At 38.8% G+C, this 19,228-nt stretch carries 12 protein-coding genes; 5 read left to right on the forward strand and 7 right to left on the reverse strand.

The window, feature by feature from the left end:
- Positions 1 to 283: 283 nt before the first annotated feature.
- From G6N06_RS09180 to G6N06_RS09190, 3 genes are all read right to left on the reverse strand, one after another.
- The gene (locus tag G6N06_RS09180) at positions 284 to 523 is read right to left on the reverse strand and encodes a hexameric tyrosine-coordinated heme protein (RefSeq protein WP_163516115.1); all 240 of its coding nucleotides are present in this window, start codon (positions 521 to 523) and stop codon (positions 284 to 286) included.
- A 362-nt stretch (positions 524 to 885) separates the two neighbouring features.
- Positions 886 to 6,468 carry an alpha-2-macroglobulin family protein gene (locus G6N06_RS09185; RefSeq protein WP_163516117.1) on the reverse strand — a complete coding sequence of 1,861 codons (5,583 nt, stop codon included), beginning with the start codon at positions 6,466 to 6,468 and terminating at the stop codon, positions 886 to 888.
- Positions 6,469 to 6,539: 71 nt separating this feature from the next.
- Positions 6,540 to 7,631, reverse strand: a complete 1,092-nt coding sequence (locus G6N06_RS09190; protein ID WP_163516119.1) for an isoaspartyl peptidase/L-asparaginase family protein — start codon at positions 7,629 to 7,631, stop codon at positions 6,540 to 6,542.
- Between the two features lie 118 nt (positions 7,632 to 7,749).
- On the opposite strand from G6N06_RS09190, the gene amaB reads away from it, so the two are divergent.
- On the forward strand, positions 7,750 to 9,303 hold the full coding sequence (gene amaB, locus G6N06_RS09195) for an L-piperidine-6-carboxylate dehydrogenase (RefSeq protein WP_163516121.1): 1,554 nt from the start codon (positions 7,750 to 7,752) through the stop codon (positions 9,301 to 9,303).
- 74 nt (positions 9,304 to 9,377) lie between these two features.
- Here amaB and G6N06_RS09200 read toward each other — a convergent pair whose 3' ends face one another.
- The gene (locus G6N06_RS09200; RefSeq protein WP_163516123.1) at positions 9,378 to 10,430 is read right to left on the reverse strand and encodes an endonuclease/exonuclease/phosphatase family protein; all 1,053 of its coding nucleotides are present in this window, start codon (positions 10,428 to 10,430) and stop codon (positions 9,378 to 9,380) included.
- A 241-nt stretch (positions 10,431 to 10,671) separates the two neighbouring features.
- On the opposite strand from G6N06_RS09200, the gene G6N06_RS09205 reads away from it, so the two are divergent.
- The 3 genes from G6N06_RS09205 to G6N06_RS09215 are packed head-to-tail and all read left to right on the forward strand — an operon-like array spanning position 10,672 to position 15,279.
- Positions 10,672 to 13,431, forward strand: a complete 2,760-nt coding sequence (locus G6N06_RS09205; RefSeq protein ID WP_163516125.1) for a TonB-dependent receptor — start codon at positions 10,672 to 10,674, stop codon at positions 13,429 to 13,431.
- 26 nt (positions 13,432 to 13,457) lie between these two features.
- On the forward strand, positions 13,458 to 14,882 hold the full coding sequence (locus tag G6N06_RS09210; RefSeq protein ID WP_163516127.1) for a DUF5689 domain-containing protein: 1,425 nt from the start codon (positions 13,458 to 13,460) through the stop codon (positions 14,880 to 14,882).
- Between the two features lie 22 nt (positions 14,883 to 14,904).
- Positions 14,905 to 15,279 carry a hypothetical protein gene (locus tag G6N06_RS09215; RefSeq protein WP_163516129.1) on the forward strand — a complete coding sequence of 125 codons (375 nt, stop codon included), beginning with the start codon at positions 14,905 to 14,907 and terminating at the stop codon, positions 15,277 to 15,279.
- Positions 15,280 to 15,347: 68 nt separating this feature from the next.
- Here the strand turns inward: G6N06_RS09215 and G6N06_RS09220 are convergent, their stop codons facing one another.
- A complete protein-coding gene (locus G6N06_RS09220; RefSeq protein WP_240338023.1) occupies positions 15,348 to 16,313 on the reverse strand; it encodes an endonuclease/exonuclease/phosphatase family protein in 966 nt (321 codons plus the stop codon).
- Between the two features lie 73 nt (positions 16,314 to 16,386).
- On the opposite strand from G6N06_RS09220, the gene hflX reads away from it, so the two are divergent.
- Complete coding sequence (gene hflX / locus G6N06_RS09225; RefSeq protein ID WP_163516131.1) at positions 16,387 to 17,604, forward strand: GTPase HflX; 1,218 nt, start codon at positions 16,387 to 16,389, stop codon at positions 17,602 to 17,604.
- 68 nt (positions 17,605 to 17,672) lie between these two features.
- Here the strand turns inward: hflX and G6N06_RS09230 are convergent, their stop codons facing one another.
- Positions 17,673 to 18,611, reverse strand: a complete 939-nt coding sequence (locus G6N06_RS09230; RefSeq protein WP_163516133.1) for a DUF3078 domain-containing protein — start codon at positions 18,609 to 18,611, stop codon at positions 17,673 to 17,675.
- Between the two features lie 82 nt (positions 18,612 to 18,693).
- The gene (locus tag G6N06_RS09235) at positions 18,694 to 19,200 is read right to left on the reverse strand and encodes a DUF2480 family protein (protein ID WP_163516135.1); all 507 of its coding nucleotides are present in this window, start codon (positions 19,198 to 19,200) and stop codon (positions 18,694 to 18,696) included.
- Between the last annotated feature and the right edge of the window lie 28 nt (positions 19,201 to 19,228).

Raw genomic sequence — 19,228 nt, forward strand, 5'->3', positions numbered from 1 at the left:
TCCGCTCTAAAAGATACTTTCGGTTATGGATGTTTGATTTCATTGGTGATCATTTAGAAAAACAACCCTTCCGTCTTTAAGCTCTCTCCGGAGCTTAAAGCCACCTTCCCTTAAAAAAGGGAAGGAAGTTTTTGATTCGGTATTATTTAAAAATATACGCCTCATTTCAAATCTAATCATAATCTAAACTTCTCCTCCTTTTAAAGGAGGAGTGGCTTCATCACGAGGATCGGGATGAAGACGAGGTGGTTCTTAAAAACAGCTACTCATCTTCTGACAACACTTATCTCCAATAATTATTCGCAGCCGCAATAGTTGCAAATTCTGTGGCAACTGTTTGTCCTACTGCAATCAGCATTGCCGCATCTTCAGCATATACGGGACGAAGCTTTTCTCTCACCTCAGCATCAGGCTGCGTCACTTTTATGATAAGCCTTGCCATTTTTACGGCTAATTGTCTGCCTTCCTCTGGTGTTTTTGTGATTAAAGAATTGTTAGGTACTAACTGAACTTGTTCTGACATGTCTCTTACTTTTTAATGGTTACTATTTATTTGGTTTTATTTTATTACAGCTTAAATATTAAAATTAGAGCTTTTATGATTATTTCAATAGAGTTTAAATCTTCTGTTTTATAAAAAACCCTTCCGGCCTAAAGCTCTATTCTGAGCTTTAGGCCACCTTCCCTTAAAAAGGGAAGGAATTTTTTTGATTCAGCATTATTTAAAAACATATGCGCAATTTCAAATCGAATCTTAATTTCAAATTCTCATCCTTTTAAAGGAGGAGTGGCTTCATCACGAGAATCGGGATGAAGTCGAGGTGGTTAGATCAGTATCGATTTTTCGGCCTTAAAAACTCTGAGATTCCTGCCTTCGCAGGAATTTTACTGGTTTACTTCAATCCATCTGCCCTTGGTCCGCACTAAAAACTCATTATCATACATGGCTTCGGCTTGAACGCCTGGCAAATAATAGGTACCCAAATAAGAGGCGTTCAACATGACGGTAAAGGTTTTGCTATCATTTTTCCCACGCTGTGGCAAGTCAAAATAAAAGTTCACCCGATCATCCCTGATATCCGTATATCTCGCCTGACTTGTGGTAGTGTCCCCAAAATCGGTAAAACGGGTGTTGACAATTTCCCAGCCCGATGGAAAGATTTGCGTTAACGCCACATCATTTACATCTTGGTTTTTAAGATTGCTTACCTTAACCACCGCCACAAAATCCTGACCTTGGTTCAATTTCCCAATGTCTATAACATTGCCATTTAAATCTTTATAAACCACAGAAACACTCAACCCGCGTTGTTCTGAAACCTCCTCACCAAGCGGTAATTTACCGGAATTCAACACGCGAACATAGACCACATTGGCTTGGTGGTTTTTAAAACTAAATGTATTATTACCCTCTTTAACCAACAACTCACGTTGTGCAATGGCGCTCTTTGTATCGATGGTTTCAGATTTGCCATTCAGCGTATATTCCACTTTTAATGCTTTTCCGCCGTTTGCTTCCACCATTTTTGCCATCGCCAATAAGCTATAGGCTGTGGTTTGCGTGCTCATCCATCGATTACTGGAAAGATCTTTGGCGAGATCCTGTGCCAATTCTCGCATTTTAGGATTTTTGGTCAATACCATGGTTTCCAAAGCCATTGCTCTATTTCTATCAACAGAACCATAAGTATAATAATTATATTTTGGAGGTAAGAAGTTGACATTTGCCGTACTCGAAATCTTATCGCTCGCTTCCTTTTGGCCTGCCAAAGCATAGGCTGCAGCCAATCGCCATTTGGCTTCATTCGAAATTTCGCTAAACTCACGCAAACGGTTCATTGCTGCCAAATCTGGGCTTCCAGCCAAAGCTAAGGTGTACAGACGATAAGCCTGGGCCAAATCGGTATTTGCTGTTCTATAACTTGGACGCCAATCGCTAGCTGCCTGTTTTTGGTATCGCAACCAATTGCTCTTAAACGTCAATGGCAATACAAATCCTTTCTTTTCCGCTTCCAACATAAAATGACCGGTATAGGTTGTACTCCAATCATTAACAGTGTTCTCTCCCATCCAATAGCTCATGCCGCCTGATGCCAATTGGAAATTACCCAAACGCTTGATCCCGTTTTCAATATTCCTTTGGATTTCCTGTTTCTTCTGATAAGTCAAATCGAAGATATCGGTCAAATATAATTGTGGGAACACCGCTGAAGTGGTTTGTTCCAAACACCCATGCGGATATTGTACCAAAAACTGTAAACGTCTTGTGAAATCCATAGGTGGCAAGGTTGAAAACTCAACGGTTGCGCTATTGGTTCCCATTTCACCAAAAGTTGAGAAATCCATCGTTTTTGAAACGTTGGCTTCAAGAGTTTCATCCAATGATTTTGAAGTAATTGGATTAGGATTGTAAACATCAATTTCTACTTTGTAAGTTGATTTCTCACCATTTCCACTGGCAATCACTTCTACTGTATTGAAGCCTTTTGCTTTACTTACATCCAATTCAAAGTAAGTCATTTGCTCGTCTGGCCTTGCAAAATTGAGCGTTTTGGTTTTCTCTCCCACTACTGAAATACCATCACTGAGTTTTAAGCTAATGTTGACATTTTTCACCTTAGGCTCCATGGCAAATACCGTAACCGGCAAGGTCACTTTTTCTCCCGGACTCAATTTTCTTGGCAAGCTGGCTAAGACCATCAATGGCTTTTTGACCTGCACCGATTTGTCCACACTGCCATAAGCTTCGGTTTTTGCATCTCCCGCAACTACCATCGCCCGAACCGCACCAATATAGTTTGGCATTTTTATTTTATGCGATTTCTTTTCGCCTGAACCTAAAGTGAAAGGCCCCAAATATTTAACCACCGGTTTAAATCGGTTGGCTTTTTTATTTTTTCCGGCAGCGGCATTGGCATCGCCACCAATCGCAAATACCTGATCAATGCTACCGCTGTAAGCTCCAATCACATCATCAAAAACATCCCAGGTTTTTACGCCCAAGGCTTCGCGCGCAAAAAATTCATCCCAGGCATTTGGCGTTTTAAATCGGGTGAGATCCAAAAGCCCTTCTTCTACAATAGCGATGGTGTAGGTCATTGATTTTTTATTCTTTTCGCTGACCACCACTTCAAACGCCTGTTCTGGCTGAAGCACATCTGGCATCTTGATTTCTGGGTACAATTTGGTGGCTGGGTTTTCAACCATTATTGGAATCACACCGAATAAACGAATTGGCAAATCGTTAGCCGTGGTAGCATGTGGTTGCAATAACGAGATATTGACAAAGACATTAGGCGCCATTTCAGCAGTAATCGGAATATTGACCGTTGTTTCACCTTGCGTAGTCACTACCCATTTATAGGACAACACTTCTGATCCGTTTTCAATACTGACAAGTGCTCTGCCTTGAGTTCCTGAAGGAAAGGTGATTTTAGCCGTTTCCCCAACATTATAATTTTCTTTATCCGCCGAAAAGACCAACATTTTTGCTGCCTCTTTATCTGTATCTGGCGAATTTTGATACCAGTTTTTATAGAAATACGCCGTTCTTCCCGTAGCATGACCACTTTCTGGATCTGTAATCCTGATCAAATACCGACCGCGTTCATTTTCTGGAATGTTTAAGGTGAATTTCCCTTTCCCGTTAGCATCGGTAGTCACTTTTTTATCCAAATAAGAGCGATGGTAATTGCTGGACACATAACTGGATAGATTATCATAAGAAGAGTTCCACCACCAACGCCATTCAATTTTATAGACTTTAACTTCGAGATTTTCCCGTTTTACAGGATTGCCTTTTGCATCCACAGTAACCACATCAAAAGTTTGGTTTTCATCCGTAAAGTACGAGCCGTAGCGATTCCCTTCTGGGGATTTCAATCCGACAAAAGAATTGTAAGGTGCGTAAGTTTTTGTAAAGGCATCCAATGAGAAATCGCCGCCATTTTCAAAAGCCCTGACCAAAAATTGAACGTTCAATAATCCTGGAGCATTTTTGCCAACATTTAAAGACTTGTTGACTTTTGCGATGCCGTCTTCATTTAAATTCCCTTCAAAAACATTCATCTCTTCAGAAGAAAATGAACGGGTAGGATCAACAAATTCGTAATCCTTATAATTTTTAAAGCCTTCGTAAGAGGTACTGAATTTGGCTTTTATCTCCGCTTTTAAATTTTTTGCAGGTGCGCCATGCAACCATTTGACATCCAAAGTGCCATTTAGCGGTGCATTGCTCGACAATACTTCATCTTCAAAATCTATTTTGATTTTTAGACGGTTGGGCTTCACAGTTTCGACACGCAAACTCTTATAAAACGAAGCGCCACCTACCGACACCTTGGCACTATAATTTCCAGTTTTGTCCTCACTGTGGGTTGGCACGGTAAATCGGTAGAAATTATTGATGTTTTCTGTATTGATATTCTTATAAATCAGTTTACCACTGGGGTCGGTGATTTCCATTTTAACCGGATGCCCTTTTGGCAATTTGTTGTCATTATCGTTCAACATAAAGGTTAAAAACAACGAATCTCCAGGACGCCAAACGCCACGTTCGCCATAGATATAGCCTTTAAGTCCGCGTTGTAAGCTGTTTCCAGACACATCAAACTTGCTTAAGGACAACGAGTTGCCATCAACCAACTTAATATAAGTGGTATTTTTCCCTTTGGTTACAATGGCGAAACTTGCATATTTATTCGTCTTGAATGTGGTCAAACCTTCGCTATCGGTTGTCGCTCTTCCAACTTCCTGTTGTTGAAAATTGAATAAACGCACCATGGCGCCAGCTTCTGGATTGGTATCCAAAATATTGGTGACCGCAAAATAATAGGTATTGTTCGCCCCTTGTTTTGCAATAACGCCCAAATTGGACGCGAGTAAGTTCTGCGAAACGATACGATTCTCATTGTAGTACGCCTCGTGACACGGGTTATTACGCTCATTCCAGTTGTAATTGGAATTTCGGTAACTGTAGATTAAATTATCCCAATACTCTTCTTCGCGAAGATCTTCATCTTCAGTTGTACTTTCATTATAACTCTCTTCATAGTAATCGTTGTAATAATAATCGTCATAATAATCCTCATCTGAATTTTCAACATTGGAATAATTATCACAATTGAACATTGAATATTCCTTTTTGATGCTCAATTCGACTCGGTAAATCGCACCAGGATCGGCATTGAAGAATTTAGAAAGATCAATACTATAGGCTTTCCACTTGCCGTCATTTTCAACCGCATCATTTTGTAGGGTGATGGTTTGTTTGGCAATCCGTCTTCCCACGCGCTTTATTGCCGATTGATTATTGCTTTGCAATTGGTTATCCTGTAGAAATTGCAGCACATTATCTTCAAATATTTTGATGACGCGCACATCAACCGCTTTTAAGTTGACAGCTTCAAAATTAAATTTCACTTCGTTGGAATTAGGTAGAATTGTTCCGTTGCTTATTAAGCGCACCTGTGGTTTTAATTCTTCAAAAGAAATGGTTTCTGAAAATTGTTTTTTCAGTTTGAATCCGTCTGCATTGGTTATCCCTTGAAAAACATCGACCAAAACATTTCCCACCAATTTTGAACTTGGATATACTTTCAACACATTCCCATCCACGATAAATTTAGGGTTTTTGGAATTCTGAATGGTGACCAGACCATCAAAGTTTTGTTGCTTTTTTAAAGGATCAGAAAAATTAAGCGATAAGTACTGTTCTGGTGTCTGAACTACCTCAACATTAACGATGGTAAAATTATTGATGCCTGGAATATTGAACTTATTCTCTCCCGAATTATCTGCTTTTATAGCTTTACCATTCCATTTGACCAAGATTTCGCTGTCTTCAATAAGTCGGTTGATGCTGTCAATTTTGAATTCAAAAACTTTGGATTTTTCAATGGACTCATTCCATTGCAACTTGAGTTTCTTTCCATTTTGCCATGCTTCCACGAGTTGTTTGGCATCTTTGATGTCAATAATATCTGCCGATTTTAAAGCCGCTTCCAAGTATTGCCAGTTTTTGCTGTAGGATTGTAAGTTATTGGTGACCACATTGAAATTTGGCGCAATCGTTTTAAACTGAAAAGTATACGTTCCAAAATCTTTGGGTTGGTTTTTATAAATCTTATCCAACTTAACCGTCACACTATACTCAGTATCCGGCTGAAGTGTTTCGTCTGGTTTAAAAACTAATGCGTGCGCATTTTCAACCAATAATTTTCCCTGGACATGAGGTTTTATAGTGACAATCTTATCGGAAATTTCCTGTCCAATAGTCCAGCCTTCCACATCGTTGGTCAGATTGATTATGATAGGGTCGGCGATAGACACACGACCTGCAGTGGTGTAGCTGATATAATCACGGAACTTGAAAAGATTATCGGTTTCTTCATTTGAAGGGCTATCCTTTTTACAAGAAACCACAAGAAGCAATGCAAAAACCCAGGTGAAAATATTTTTAAAAGACATATGATTGATGGTGTTAAATGGCAATTTCGAACTTAAAGGCTTGTGTAAACATAGTGATAATTCATCTTAAATTAATCCTTGTAAATTCCAACAGTGAGGTTTCCTGAGGCATCCATTGATGCTCTATACATCCCTTCTGTATTGTATTCCATCACCATATTTCCATCTTTATCTACTGCAATAATTCCACCATCACCACCCAGATCTGGTACTTTTTTCTGGATGACTTCTTTGGCAGCTTCCTGTAAACTCAAGCCTTTATAATCCATCAATGCTGAAATATCATGAGCTACCATAGCGCGAATAAAGTATTCACCCCAACCTGTACTGCTTACCGCGCAGGTGGCGTTATTGGCGTAAGTTCCTGCACCGATAATTGGTGCATCGCCAATCCGTCCCCAACGCTTATTAGTCATTCCTCCAGTAGAAGTTCCTGCAGCAAGATTGCCATTTTTATCCAATGCCACACAACCCACCGTTCCAAATTTTGAATCCTTAATTGTGGGGTCATAAAAGGCCGACTTATCTCTGGCTGTTTCTCTCTCTTCAGAAGCCTTTACCCTTTCTAACGCTTTGAAGCGTGCTTCGGTATAAAAATAAGAGGGATCAACAATTTCCAACCCTTGTTCTTTTGCGAACTGCTCTGCACCTTCTCCAGACAACATCACATGTGGCGATTTTTCCATGACCGCTCGGGCTAAGTTGATGGGGTTTTTTACTGTTTTTGTTCCGGCAGAGGCTCCTGCATCCAGATTTTTACCGTCCATTATGGATGCATCCAACTCATTGGTACCAGCATGTGTAAACACCGCACCTTTTCCTGCATTGAACAATGGCGAGTTTTCTAAAACATTAATGGTCTTTTCAACCGCATCCAAACTTGTACCACCATTTTTTAAAATATCATACCCAACTCTAATGGCTTCCTCCAATTTCGCGTTATAGGCAGCTTCGTCTTCTGCCGACATGTTTTTTCTTAAAATGGTACCGGCACCTCCGTGAATGACAATGGCAAACTCATTGGCTTTTTTAGACTTGACATCCTTGACTGCAGAGGATTCGGTTTTTGTTTGTTGCTCTGAATCTGAAGCAGCAGAGTTTTGATTGCCCCTACAGTTTAAAAATAAAAGCAACAAGAGAGGAAAATAAATCAGGTTTTTCATAGTATCTAAATTGAAAATCAGCCTTAAAGTTAGTATTTTTTTAAGAAGCTCAGACTTCAAAAAGCGACATTTTATTGTTATCTTCGCAAGAATCATTAAATAATTAAAAGAGACATTTATGCAAGCAGTTGCTACAGATTTTGGAATTGAAAAAGCCCTAAAGGAATTAGGCATTAAAGATATTAATGAGGGTACGTCAACAGGCTCAAATAATTTTTCTAAAGGCGATATTATTGAAAGCTACTCTCCAGTAGATGGAAAACTGATAGGCAAGGTTAAAACAACCACCAAAGAAGATTACGAAAAGGTCATGCAGACCGCAACTTCGGCTTTTAAAACTTGGAGAACAACGCCAGCGCCACAACGTGGTGAAATTGTACGTCAATTTGGTGAAAAACTTAGAGAAAAGAAAGAAGCCCTTGGTAAATTGGTTTCCTATGAAATGGGTAAATCCTACCAAGAAGGCTTAGGCGAAGTACAAGAAATGATTGACATCTGTGATTTTGCAGTGGGTCTTTCCCGTCAACTACATGGTTTGACCATGCACTCTGAGCGTCCAGGGCATAGAATGTATGAGCAATACCACCCACTAGGTGTTGTTGGAATTATTTCGGCGTTTAACTTTCCAGTAGCTGTTTGGTCTTGGAACACCGCTTTGGCATGGGTTTGTGGTGATGTTTGTGTCTGGAAACCAAGTGAAAAAGCACCACTTTGCGGAGTCGCTTGTCAGAATATTGCGGCTGAAGTTTTTAAAGCCAATAATTTACCAGAAGGTATTTCTTGTTTGATCACTGGCGATTATCGCGTGGGTGAATTGATGACGAAGGATACACGAATGTCATTGATTTCAGCAACAGGTTCTACCAGAATGGGGAAAATTGTTGCTAAGGAAATTGCGGCACGTTTAGGAAGAGCCCTATTGGAGTTGGGTGGCAATAATGCCATCATCGTTACGCCAGATGCCGATATTAAAATGACCATTATTGGTGCTGTGTTCGGCGCTGTTGGTACCGCCGGACAACGTTGTACCTCAACCCGTCGATTGATCATCCATGAAAGTATATTCGACAAAGTTAAGGAGGCCTTGATAGCCGCTTACAAGCAATTGCGAATTGGAAACCCGTTGGATGAAAATAATCACGTGGGTCCGTTAATCGATAAAGATGCTGTCAAATTGTACCAAGATGCCTTAAAGAAAGTTGTTGAAGAGGGTGGAAAAATTATCGTAGAAGGCGGCGTGCTATCGGGTGAAGGTTTTGAAAGTGGATGCTATGTAAAACCAGCCATTGCTGAAGCCCAACCAGAATATGAAATCGTTCAACACGAAACCTTTGCTCCTGTTCTTTATTTATTAAAGTATTCTGGAGACGTACATAATGCCATTGAGATTCAAAATGGAGTTGTTCAAGGCTTGTCCTCAGCAATTATGACGAATAATTTACGTGAAGCCGAGACTTTCTTATCCGTACAGGGATCTGATTGCGGGATAGCAAATGTGAACATTGGAACGTCAGGTGCTGAAATTGGTGGTGCTTTCGGAGGTGAAAAAGATACCGGTGGCGGACGTCAATCAGGTTCAGATGCATGGAAAGTGTATATGAGACGTCAGACCAATACTATTAATTACACAGCAGACTTACCTTTAGCACAAGGGATTAAGTTTGACCTGTAACATGTTAAATATATAATATTTTAAAAGCCATTCTTTTATTAAAGGTGGCTTTTTTATATTAATAAGGTAACGTTTTACTCAACTTCCTTAATTAAGTATATGTATACAGGAAAGTGGTCACTAAAGCCTCCAGTAAATCCACCATCCGCAAAACTTCTAAAAGGATAGCCTTTCCAACGGCCTCGTTTTGTGGTCAAATAATTTTTGTTGTAAATAAAGGCTTTATAAAACCTGAACGAGGAGTAATCCTTTTCCAATAACGGTTGCGTCATCATAATTTGATCAAACAAACTCCAGGCATCGCGATAGGCGTTTGTGCCTAGTCCTCTCTTATAAAAATTTTCGAAAGGATTGTAAATGCCTTTAAACTCCACATCATGTTTATCAGCCTTAGCATTTAGCACCTCCTTGATACTGATATTGATGGGGTCATCATTTAAATCGCCCATAACAATAATCTTAGCGTAGGGATCAATGATCTGTAAGGAATCGATTATCCGTTTATTGAGTTTGGCCGCACCAACACGCTTGCTTCTACTGCGTTCTTCTCCTCCACTTCGAGAGGGCCAGTGATTGACAATAAGGTGTATCAAATCGCCTTCCAACTTGCCTGTTACTAAAAGCTGATCTCTGGTATATACACGATTTCTGGTCATGTCATCATAAATATATAAAGTATGGCTGCTGGTATGTATCGGTTGAAATATCGCCTTCTGATAAATCAAACCCACGTCAATACCGCGTTTGTCCGGAGATTCGTAATGAACAATGCCATAATTAAATCCCAATAACAGCGAATCATTGAGCACATCAACTAGAACACTGCGGTTTTCAATTTCTGCAACACCCAAAATCGCTGGAGCATTGCCTGCTCCATCAGCACCAATATCTACTATTACCCGCGCCATATTATGTACCTTCTTTTTGTACACTTCTGACCGCCCCGTATTCAATTCCATTATCGGACTTGCCTCATCAAATTTGGTAGGATCATTAATCGTGTCAAACAAATTCTCCAAATTATAAAAGCCAATAGTATGTATCTTAAATTTTTTGGTTTCTTGAGACCAAAGATTAGTGACACAAACCAACAAAATCAATGTCATTATCAATTTTTTAAACTTCATCTTTTACACCTTTTTAAAACGCCATTAAAGATTATTCCAAATCTAAAACTTTATTATAAACATAATATATTTTGACTATCTTAAATGCCTAATAATTAGATTGTAAGGAAAATGATGTTGTCCTAATCAAAATCAGGTCAAACTTAGTTTCTTGCTATAAGCTATGACATTATTTTCAACCAAAGGTTGAGGCCACAATAGCAGATAGGTTATTTGAAACTGAAATAAAAAAAATGTTCTTATGAAAAAAAGTTCAATTTTCTTATTTGGAATCTTTTCTGTCTTTACAGCTGCTGCGCAAGAAACTATCGTAAAAGGAAGTGTTATTGATGGCACCACTCATGCTCCTATTCCTCATGTCATCATTACCATTGAGGAAACCCTTCAAACTGCACATACTGATCCAGAAGGGGAATTCAGGTTCACTTTCAATATTCCCCTTGGAGAGCAGATTCTCAAGGTTGAAAAAGAGGGTTATATTACAAAGCGCTTCCCAATCATTGTCAACGAAGGACATACCTTGGACATCAGAGATATGATGCTTGATATTAATATCGCAGATTCGGTTGACCTATATACCATAACTCTATCAGATGACGAATTGAACGATGACAGTACTGGCGGCTCAGATAATATTTCCGGGCTTTTACAATCTTCCCATGATGTCTTTGAACGTACTGTTGCGTTTGAGTTCAGTTCTTCGTTTTTTAAGGTTAGAGGTCTCGATTCCGAAAACAGTTCTGTATTGATCAATGGTATTGAAATGAACAAGTTGTATAGTGGGCGACCAGAATGGAGCAACTGGGGTGGCCTAAATGACGTGTTGAGAAATCAAGAATTATCGGCTAATTTAAGGCCTTCGAATTATACTTATGGAGGTGCTTTGGGATCAACAAATATAAATACCAGAGCATCAGAATACAGAAAAGGTGGTCGTATTACCTACTCATCGTCTGATAGAAGTTATACGCAACGGGTTATTGCAAGCTATGCCACTGGACTTATGCAAGGCGGTTGGGCGGCTTCTACTGCTATTGGGAGGCGTTGGGGAGAAGAAGGCTACCAAGAGGCTACATTTTATAATGCCAATTCGTTTTTTGTTTCCCTTGAGAAGAAAATCAATAATAAGCAGAGTATTAACTTCACCTCAATTTATGCGCCCAATCGACGCGGTAAATCATCTCCAAATACCCAAGAGGTTTATGATTTAAAGGGCATCAAATACAACGAATATTGGGGTTATCAAAATGGCGAAAAACGCAACTCACGTGTCAAAGAGGTGAGTGAGCCGATCTTCATGTTGAATCACTATTGGGGCATCAGCAATAAAACCACTCTGAATACGAATCTTGCCTACCAATTTGGTAAAATAGGAAACAGCCGATTGGACTATCCTGGTGGTGGCAACCCAAGCCCTGCCTATTACCAAAAACTTCCTAGTTATGCTTTAGCCGATAAAAACGGACCCGATTATGCCAAGGCTTATCAATTGGAACAAGCTTTTTTAAAAGACGGTCAAATAGATTGGAACCGAATTTATGATGCCAATATCACCAACAATAGCAGTGATTTAAATGCAGCATATTCTCTATATGAGGACAGAAATGATGACACTCAATTCACTGTAAACTCCATCCTTACTTCTGATATTTCTGACCATATTACCCTAAATGGCACCATCAATTATCGCCATTTAAAATCTGAAAATTTTGCAGAGGTCAAAGATTTATTGGGTGCATCAGGTGTGTTGAATGTTGATTCATTTGACAATATCCAATACGATTTACAAAATCCAAATAAAATTGTTGGTGAAGCCGATCGGTTTAGATACAACTACAATCTATATGCGAATGAAATTTCCGGATTTGCCCAAGCCCAATTCAAGTACAAAAGAGTCGATTATTTTGCCGCATTAAGTGTATCCAATACCACCTACCAGCGTGAAGGACTTTATCAACATGAAATTTATGCGAATAATTCTCTCGGAAAAGGTGAAAAACTCAGTTTTACAGGATTGGGAGCAAAAGCTGGATTGACCTATAAGATAACTGGAAAACACGTATTGGATTTCAATGCAGGATATCTTTCAAAAGCACCAACACTTAGAAATACCTATTCCAACTCAAGGGAAAATCACAACGTCGTAAAAAACATTACTGAAGAAAAAATCACTTCTGCTGATGCCAGTTATATCTTCCGATCTTCAGTTGTAAAGGCAAAATTAACCGGTTATTATACAAAAATTGAAGATGCCAATAAAATCTCTTTTTACTACGCCGATGGGCTGAGCAGTTTTGAAATCTCCGAAAATCAGACCTCAGCATTCGTCCAAGAGATTTCACAAGGTATTGACAAAAAACATTTTGGTGGAGAATTTGGCATTGAAGCACAAGTGACTCCATCCATAAAATTAAAAGGTGTCGCATCTTTAGGCCAATTTATCTACGACAACAACCCGAATTTGTATTTGACTTCTTCGAGTTTTACTAATCCAAATGGGGTTGATTTCGGAAAGGCAAATCTTAAAAACTACAAACTTGCAGGTGGGCCTCAAACCGCATATTCTTTAGGTTTTGAATATCGTGATCCAGATTATTGGTGGTTTGGCGCCACCGCAAATTTTTTTGATAAGGCATACGTGGATATCAGTCCGCTAATTAGAACGCACAATTTCTATACTGATGCGGATGGTCTACCTTTTAACGATTATGATCCTGAAGTGGCAAGGCAGCTTTTGAAACAGGAGAAATTTGATGAGTATATGATTGTAAATCTTGTTGGCGGAAAATCATGGCGAATCAACAGCTATTTTGTGGGATTCTTTGGCAGTGTTAACAACATCCTTGATGTTGCACATAAGACAGGTGGCTTTGAACAAGGCAGGAATGCTAATTATAGGATGCTAAAAAAAGACGCCAGCAATGAGATACCGGTATTTGGATCAAAATACTGGTATGGACGTGGGACGACTTACTTTTTGAACCTGCACGTCAGATTCTAAAAATGAACAGAAAAAACAATAAGATTATGTTTAAGACAAATAGAATTTTAGCGATTTTCATCATGATACTGATGCATATCATGACATGTTCTTGTGTACAAGACGATGATTTCAAGGTTCCCTATGATCTGGGCATTGAAGAGAACAAAGGTTTGGAAGCGCTATTGGCCAGTGACGCCATCGAAGTTTCAATGGCAGAATTAAAATTGAAATATGCCAATAACTATAGAAAGCCTGTGTTAATAGAAACGGATATTTATATAAAAGGCTACGTGAGTTCATCAGATAAAGAAGGTAACTTCTTTAAAGAAATATTTCTTCAAAATGTGCCAGAAAACCCTACCGCTGGCATTAAAGTCATCCTCAATCAAGTGGAGACTTATAACCAATATAATTTTGGGAGGGAAATTTACATCAAATTAAAAGGCCTATATATCGGAGAGGAACGGGTTGGCAATGGGGTCATAACAATCGGTGGTGAAACAGCAACCGATCAATATGGCACCACGGTAAAACGCATGACCGAAAATCAGAGGACGCGACAGCTATTTCGTTCACAAAACACCTTAGAATTGCAGCCACTACAACTTAATTTTTCAGAAGTTAACGCTAACCATTTGGGGCTTTATGTTCAATTTAACCATGTGGAATTCGCTGATAATTTAGAAGGCAAACGCTATTTTGATCCCGTTCAAGATTTTGACACGCTCAGGGAAATGCAAACTTGCACAAATGATATTGGTTATTCTAAATTCCCTTTGGAAACGAGTTCTTTCGCCACCTTTAAAGATATATTGCTTCCTCTCGGAAATGGAACGATCAAGGGAGTCATTGTAAAAACATTTGATGGCAGTACGATAGTGTTGGCATTGAATGATCTGAGTGATGTGAACATGGATGATAATAGATGTATACCATTGGGCATTGAAGATTTTGACATTATATTTAAAGAGGATTTTGATTTGGCCGTTGACGACACCGATTTAAATTTTGATGGCTGGACCAATTTTGCCCAAGCAGGAAAAGTGAAGTGGAAAGAGCGCAGTTCTGATGGTAACGGATATACTGAATTTAACCCTGTAGGGTCTGGAAATGCTTCTAATATTGGATGGCTGATTACACCGGGAATTACTCGAGATTCGGATTCTCACACCTACCTCAACTTTAAAGCAGCCCAAAACGAAGTCAGATCGGCCAGCAACACATTGGAAGTATTGATATCCACGGATTTTGATGGCAGCAATGTGCTATCTGCAACATGGCACCCCTTAGACGCTTCCTTACCCTCACAAACCACCCCATCGAATGAATTCGTAGATTCTGGTTTAATTGATCTCTCGTCTTATAAAGGAATTTTGTACATTGCCTTTAAAGTGAAGGGCAACGGAAGAACAACCTCATTGTCGGGCGCTTACCTAATTGATGATATTTATATTTTTGAAAAGGAGTAAACCTTAATCATACCAACTCTATATGACCCTATTTGACCAACTATTTTTTAATAGTTTTAACCATTATAAAAGAGGAACTTATAAAAAAAAGGCCAATTCCATTGCCATTGTTTACATTACCATAGTCCAGGCCTCATTTTTGTTGGTTTTAGGAGTGTTTTTTGCAGAGTTCTTCCACCAAATGCACGTGTCAACCATGTCCGCAACAAAAGCATGGATATTGTATGCCTTGGCTTGCCTGCTTCTTTACTTTATCAACTGGATCCAATACAGCGGTAAAAATCGAAAGATCATGAATGCAAATCAAAAGAAGAAATCGAATTATGGCATTTGGACCCTGTGGTTAATTCCTTCGGTAGCCTTATTTTTGGCGATGCTGTTTTTGAGGGTTTTTTAATTAGTCAATAAGTTGAACCCATTCCCAACTAAATCAGGACCTGATCACAATCTTTGACTGATATTAACTCATTGATTCGCTCTTTTCAACTGAATATACACGGGAAAATGATCACTGAAACCGCCCTTATATTTTTTACCGACGTAAGTTCTGAAAGGCTGACCCTTATATTTGCCATTGTAATGCGTCAAGAATTTTTCATCAAAAATATCAGCTTTTAAAAATTTTAGTCCTTCTTTCTCCAGTTCCAAAAAATTTTGGGTCATCAAAATTTGATCAAATAATATCCATTTGGAATTATGATTGGCACTTCCCCTGGTGTAAGACATAAGCTTTTCCATAGGATTGAATAGTGACTTTGTGTTTTTCAAAAATTGGATACTTTCATTCCTTGGATTATCATTAAAATCGCCCATAATAATCACCTTTGCCTCAGCATCTTCCTGTAGGATCCCATCAATAAGGGCAACTACTTTTTGAGATGCATGCATCCGTTTATATCCGGTCGTATCAGACCCTTCGTGTCTTGAAGGCCAATGATTGATAAGAAGATGGATTTTTTCACCATCCAAATAACCACAAATCTTGAGAATATCCCTAGTATAATCTCTTACTCCGAGTTCACTCTTAATATCAAGCGTAATATTCTCTGAGTTTTCAAGAGTAAAGCTTTCCCTATCATATAAAAAAGCGACATCAATGCCTCTTTCGTCTGGCGAGTCGTAACGTACAAAACCATAATTGTAATCTTTTAGGTGGGCGCTTTTCACCAGAGCGTTTAAGACCCTATCGTTTTCCACTTCAGCCAGACCAATTAATGTTGGTGGTTTTTGAAGCTCATCAAACCCAATTTTTGAAATGGCCATCCCCGTTTTATAGATTTTATTCTGATATCGTTCTTTGTTCCAGTTTTTATTTGATGCTTCTAAAAAATCAATATCATTGATCAATGGATCATCTATAAAATCAAATAAGTTTTCAGTATTATAGAATGCAACGGTATAGGTCTCAGAATTGGAGGTTTGAAGGTTCACTTTATGAATTTAAGTTTTAAAAATACTAAATGATAGCCAATCAATTATGTAACTTTGTGTTTTAAATACATGTATGTTAGAAAAATCAGATATTAAATTAGAAAGAGCCGTATTAATAGGGGTTATCACCAAGGACCAAGATGAATTACAAGCTAGAGAATATTTAGATGAATTAGAGTTCTTAACCTTTACAGCAGGCGGTGAGGTGGTTAAACGCTTCACGCAAAAAATGGAGACTCCCAATCCCAAAACGTTTATCGGAACGGGCAAGTTGCAGGATGTTTTGAATTTCATTAAAGAAAATGAAATTGATACTGCCATTTTTGATGATGAATTATCGGCCGCCCAAGAACGAAATATAAGCAAGATTTTAGATTGCAAGGTATTGGACAGAACGAACCTTATCCTTGACATTTTTGCTCAACGCGCACAAACAAGTTACGCCAGAACGCAAGTTGAATTGGCACAATGCGAATATTTACTGCCACGATTAAAAGGGATGTGGACTCACTTGGAACGTCAACGAGGAGGTATTGGAATGCGTGGTCCAGGAGAGCGCGAAATTGAAACTGACCGTCGTATTGTTCGAGATCGGATCACACTCTTAAAGGATAAACTAAAAGTCATTGACAAACAACAAGCCATTCAGCGCGGTAACAGAGGTCATTTGGTCCGTGTTGCATTAGTGGGCTATACCAACGTGGGTAAATCTACCCTAATGAACGTTATTAGCAATAGTGAGGTTTTTGTAGAAGACAAACTGTTTGCCACCCTTGATACCACGGTAAGAAAAGTGGTGATAGGCAATCTGCCATTTTTGGTGAGTGATACCGTTGGGTTTATCAGAAAATTGCCAACACAGCTCGTTGAATCATTTAAAAGTACTTTGGATGAAGTCAGGGAGGCCGATTTATTGCTTCATGTGGTCGATATTTCACACCACAACTTTGAAGAGCAGATAGAATCCGTGCGCAAAATTTTGAATGAAATTGACAGTGGACATAAGCCAACCATTATGGTTTTCAATAAAATTGATGCTTATGAACCAGTTCCTTTTGATAAGGACGATTTGATTGCTGTTAAAACCAAGGACAACTATACCTTAGAAGAATGGAAAAAAACTTGGATGAACAAAATTGGAGATGACGCTATTTTCATTTCAGCCCTGAACAAGAAAAATTTGGAAAGTTTTAAAAAGCGTGTTTATGAAGAGGTGAGAAATACCCACGTGACCCGCTTCCCGTATAACGATTTTTTGTATCCTGATTATGAGGCTGGTGAAGAAGAGTGAGCCAATCTTAATTTAAAAACAAATGCTACCCATAACAGGTAGCATTTTTTATATCACTTTATGTTCTCTTAGAATTTATAAGTCAAACCAACAGTATAGTAGGTCTGTAAGTCGTTATCGACAGTTCCAAAAGTAGGCTCATTCCCAATCGGCCCACTATAATTGGCAAGGGCATAATTTAAGGCTTCCTGTTTATTGCTTCTCAGGGCAAAATCAAAGCCTACACCAATCCGCTTCCAAAGAGTATAACTGAAATTGTTGGTCCAAGTCCAGTTGGACAGGTCAGAATCTTTATAACTGTAAAAGGCAGAAAGGTTAGTTTTGAAGTCAATTGCTCCAATTTTTCTGGTATAGTCCGCCATAACTTTTGCTCCTAAAGAAGATTCAAATACGGTATTGCTATCGGCAAACACAAAGTTGTAGTTCAATGGATGGATCACAACAATCAAATTGTTGAGCGGAGTCCACGTAAAACCTACACCTAAATCTAAATAGCCGGGGTCATTAAAATTGTTTAAAATAGTGGTTCTATATTCCCCCAAAGCGGAAGCCGCCCATTTATCACTTAATTTTTGACCATATAATGACGAAATATTAAACACGTCCGTAGTTGGTTTAAAACTATCATTGTCAGTTGGATCATCCTTATCATCCAATTTGACCCAGGCCAGATTAACGGTTAGTGAGTTTCTCCAAAAATATTTGTCTTCTAATTTATTGGCAAAGGCATTAAAGTTAATACCAATATTTCCAGAACTATTGTTAGGCGTACCTTGAGCATACCAGTTATTGAAATTTGATAAACTGCCACCAATGACTCCAAACGCACCTTTTTTCCAGCCTGGAAGTGCATCTATTTGAGCTTGGATGGCATTAGCTTCGGCTTGTGCTGCATCAGCTACTGCTTGTTTTTCCGATTTTTGCGCTTGCAACTCTTCCTTGGTTTGTGCAAATCCAAATGATATTGCCAACATAAAGACAAAGCTAAAGACTACTCTGTGTTTCATAATTTACTGTTTTAAATTCCTTTGATTCATTTTTAAAAACGCGCAAAGATACAATTTAATCAATAATTTTTCGGTCTGATGGTTATTTCCTTTTGTATAAGGGTACTGAAGAACAAGCCTCTCCATACATAATAGACCTTGCCAAAGGTTTTAATTTTTGGGACAACATGATATAGGCATTTGCAGGAACGGGTTTGTTTGTACAACCTTTGATGATGAGCGGCTGATCTACAAATGCATCAGTTTCAAGGTTTCGGATGACCTCCTGATAGATTGAGGTCTCAAGCTGTTCCAAACTTCCAACCACAATGGTTTTGGCATAGGGTTGTAAATGCATGGTCAATAACATAAAAGCCCATGCGGGCACGATGGCATCTGAAGTACAGGTCAGAGCAACGTAATGGTCTTGATATTGAGACCAATCATGTTCTTTTACCTGTGCTCTAAAATCCTTTTCACGAAGCACCAATTCTTGAAACAACCACTCTTTGATATCAAAAACCGTACGTTGACCCTTTGGATAATAATCTTCTAAGTTTACAACCACCAATTTACTATTGGCTACTCTGTTGACAATTTCATTTTCCATAATGTAAAATTAAGTGTTTTATTAATGA

This window comes from Gelidibacter japonicus (assembly GCF_010725055.1).
Taxonomy (GTDB): Bacteria; Bacteroidota; Bacteroidia; order Flavobacteriales; family Flavobacteriaceae; genus Gelidibacter; species Gelidibacter japonicus.

What these genes read in the sequence shown, in the direction of transcription:
- G6N06_RS09180 (WP_163516115.1), bottom strand. Translation starts at nt 523, where the DNA reads ATGTCAGAACAAGTTCAGTTAGTACCTAACAATTCTTTAATCACAAAA.
- G6N06_RS09185 (WP_163516117.1), bottom strand. Translation starts at nt 6,468, where the DNA reads ATGTCTTTTAAAAATATTTTCACCTGGGTTTTTGCATTGCTTCTTGTG.
- G6N06_RS09190 (WP_163516119.1), bottom strand. Translation starts at nt 7,631, where the DNA reads ATGAAAAACCTGATTTATTTTCCTCTCTTGTTGCTTTTATTTTTAAAC.
- amaB (WP_163516121.1), top strand. Translation starts at nt 7,750, where the DNA reads ATGCAAGCAGTTGCTACAGATTTTGGAATTGAAAAAGCCCTAAAGGAA.
- G6N06_RS09200 (WP_163516123.1), bottom strand. Translation starts at nt 10,430, where the DNA reads ATGAAGTTTAAAAAATTGATAATGACATTGATTTTGTTGGTTTGTGTC.
- G6N06_RS09205 (WP_163516125.1), top strand. Translation starts at nt 10,672, where the DNA reads ATGAAAAAAAGTTCAATTTTCTTATTTGGAATCTTTTCTGTCTTTACA.
- G6N06_RS09210 (WP_163516127.1), top strand. Translation starts at nt 13,458, where the DNA reads ATGTTTAAGACAAATAGAATTTTAGCGATTTTCATCATGATACTGATG.
- G6N06_RS09215 (WP_163516129.1), top strand. Translation starts at nt 14,905, where the DNA reads ATGACCCTATTTGACCAACTATTTTTTAATAGTTTTAACCATTATAAA.
- hflX (WP_163516131.1), top strand. Translation starts at nt 16,387, where the DNA reads ATGTTAGAAAAATCAGATATTAAATTAGAAAGAGCCGTATTAATAGGG.
- G6N06_RS09230 (WP_163516133.1), bottom strand. Translation starts at nt 18,611, where the DNA reads ATGAAACACAGAGTAGTCTTTAGCTTTGTCTTTATGTTGGCAATATCA.
- G6N06_RS09235 (WP_163516135.1), bottom strand. Translation starts at nt 19,200, where the DNA reads ATGGAAAATGAAATTGTCAACAGAGTAGCCAATAGTAAATTGGTGGTT.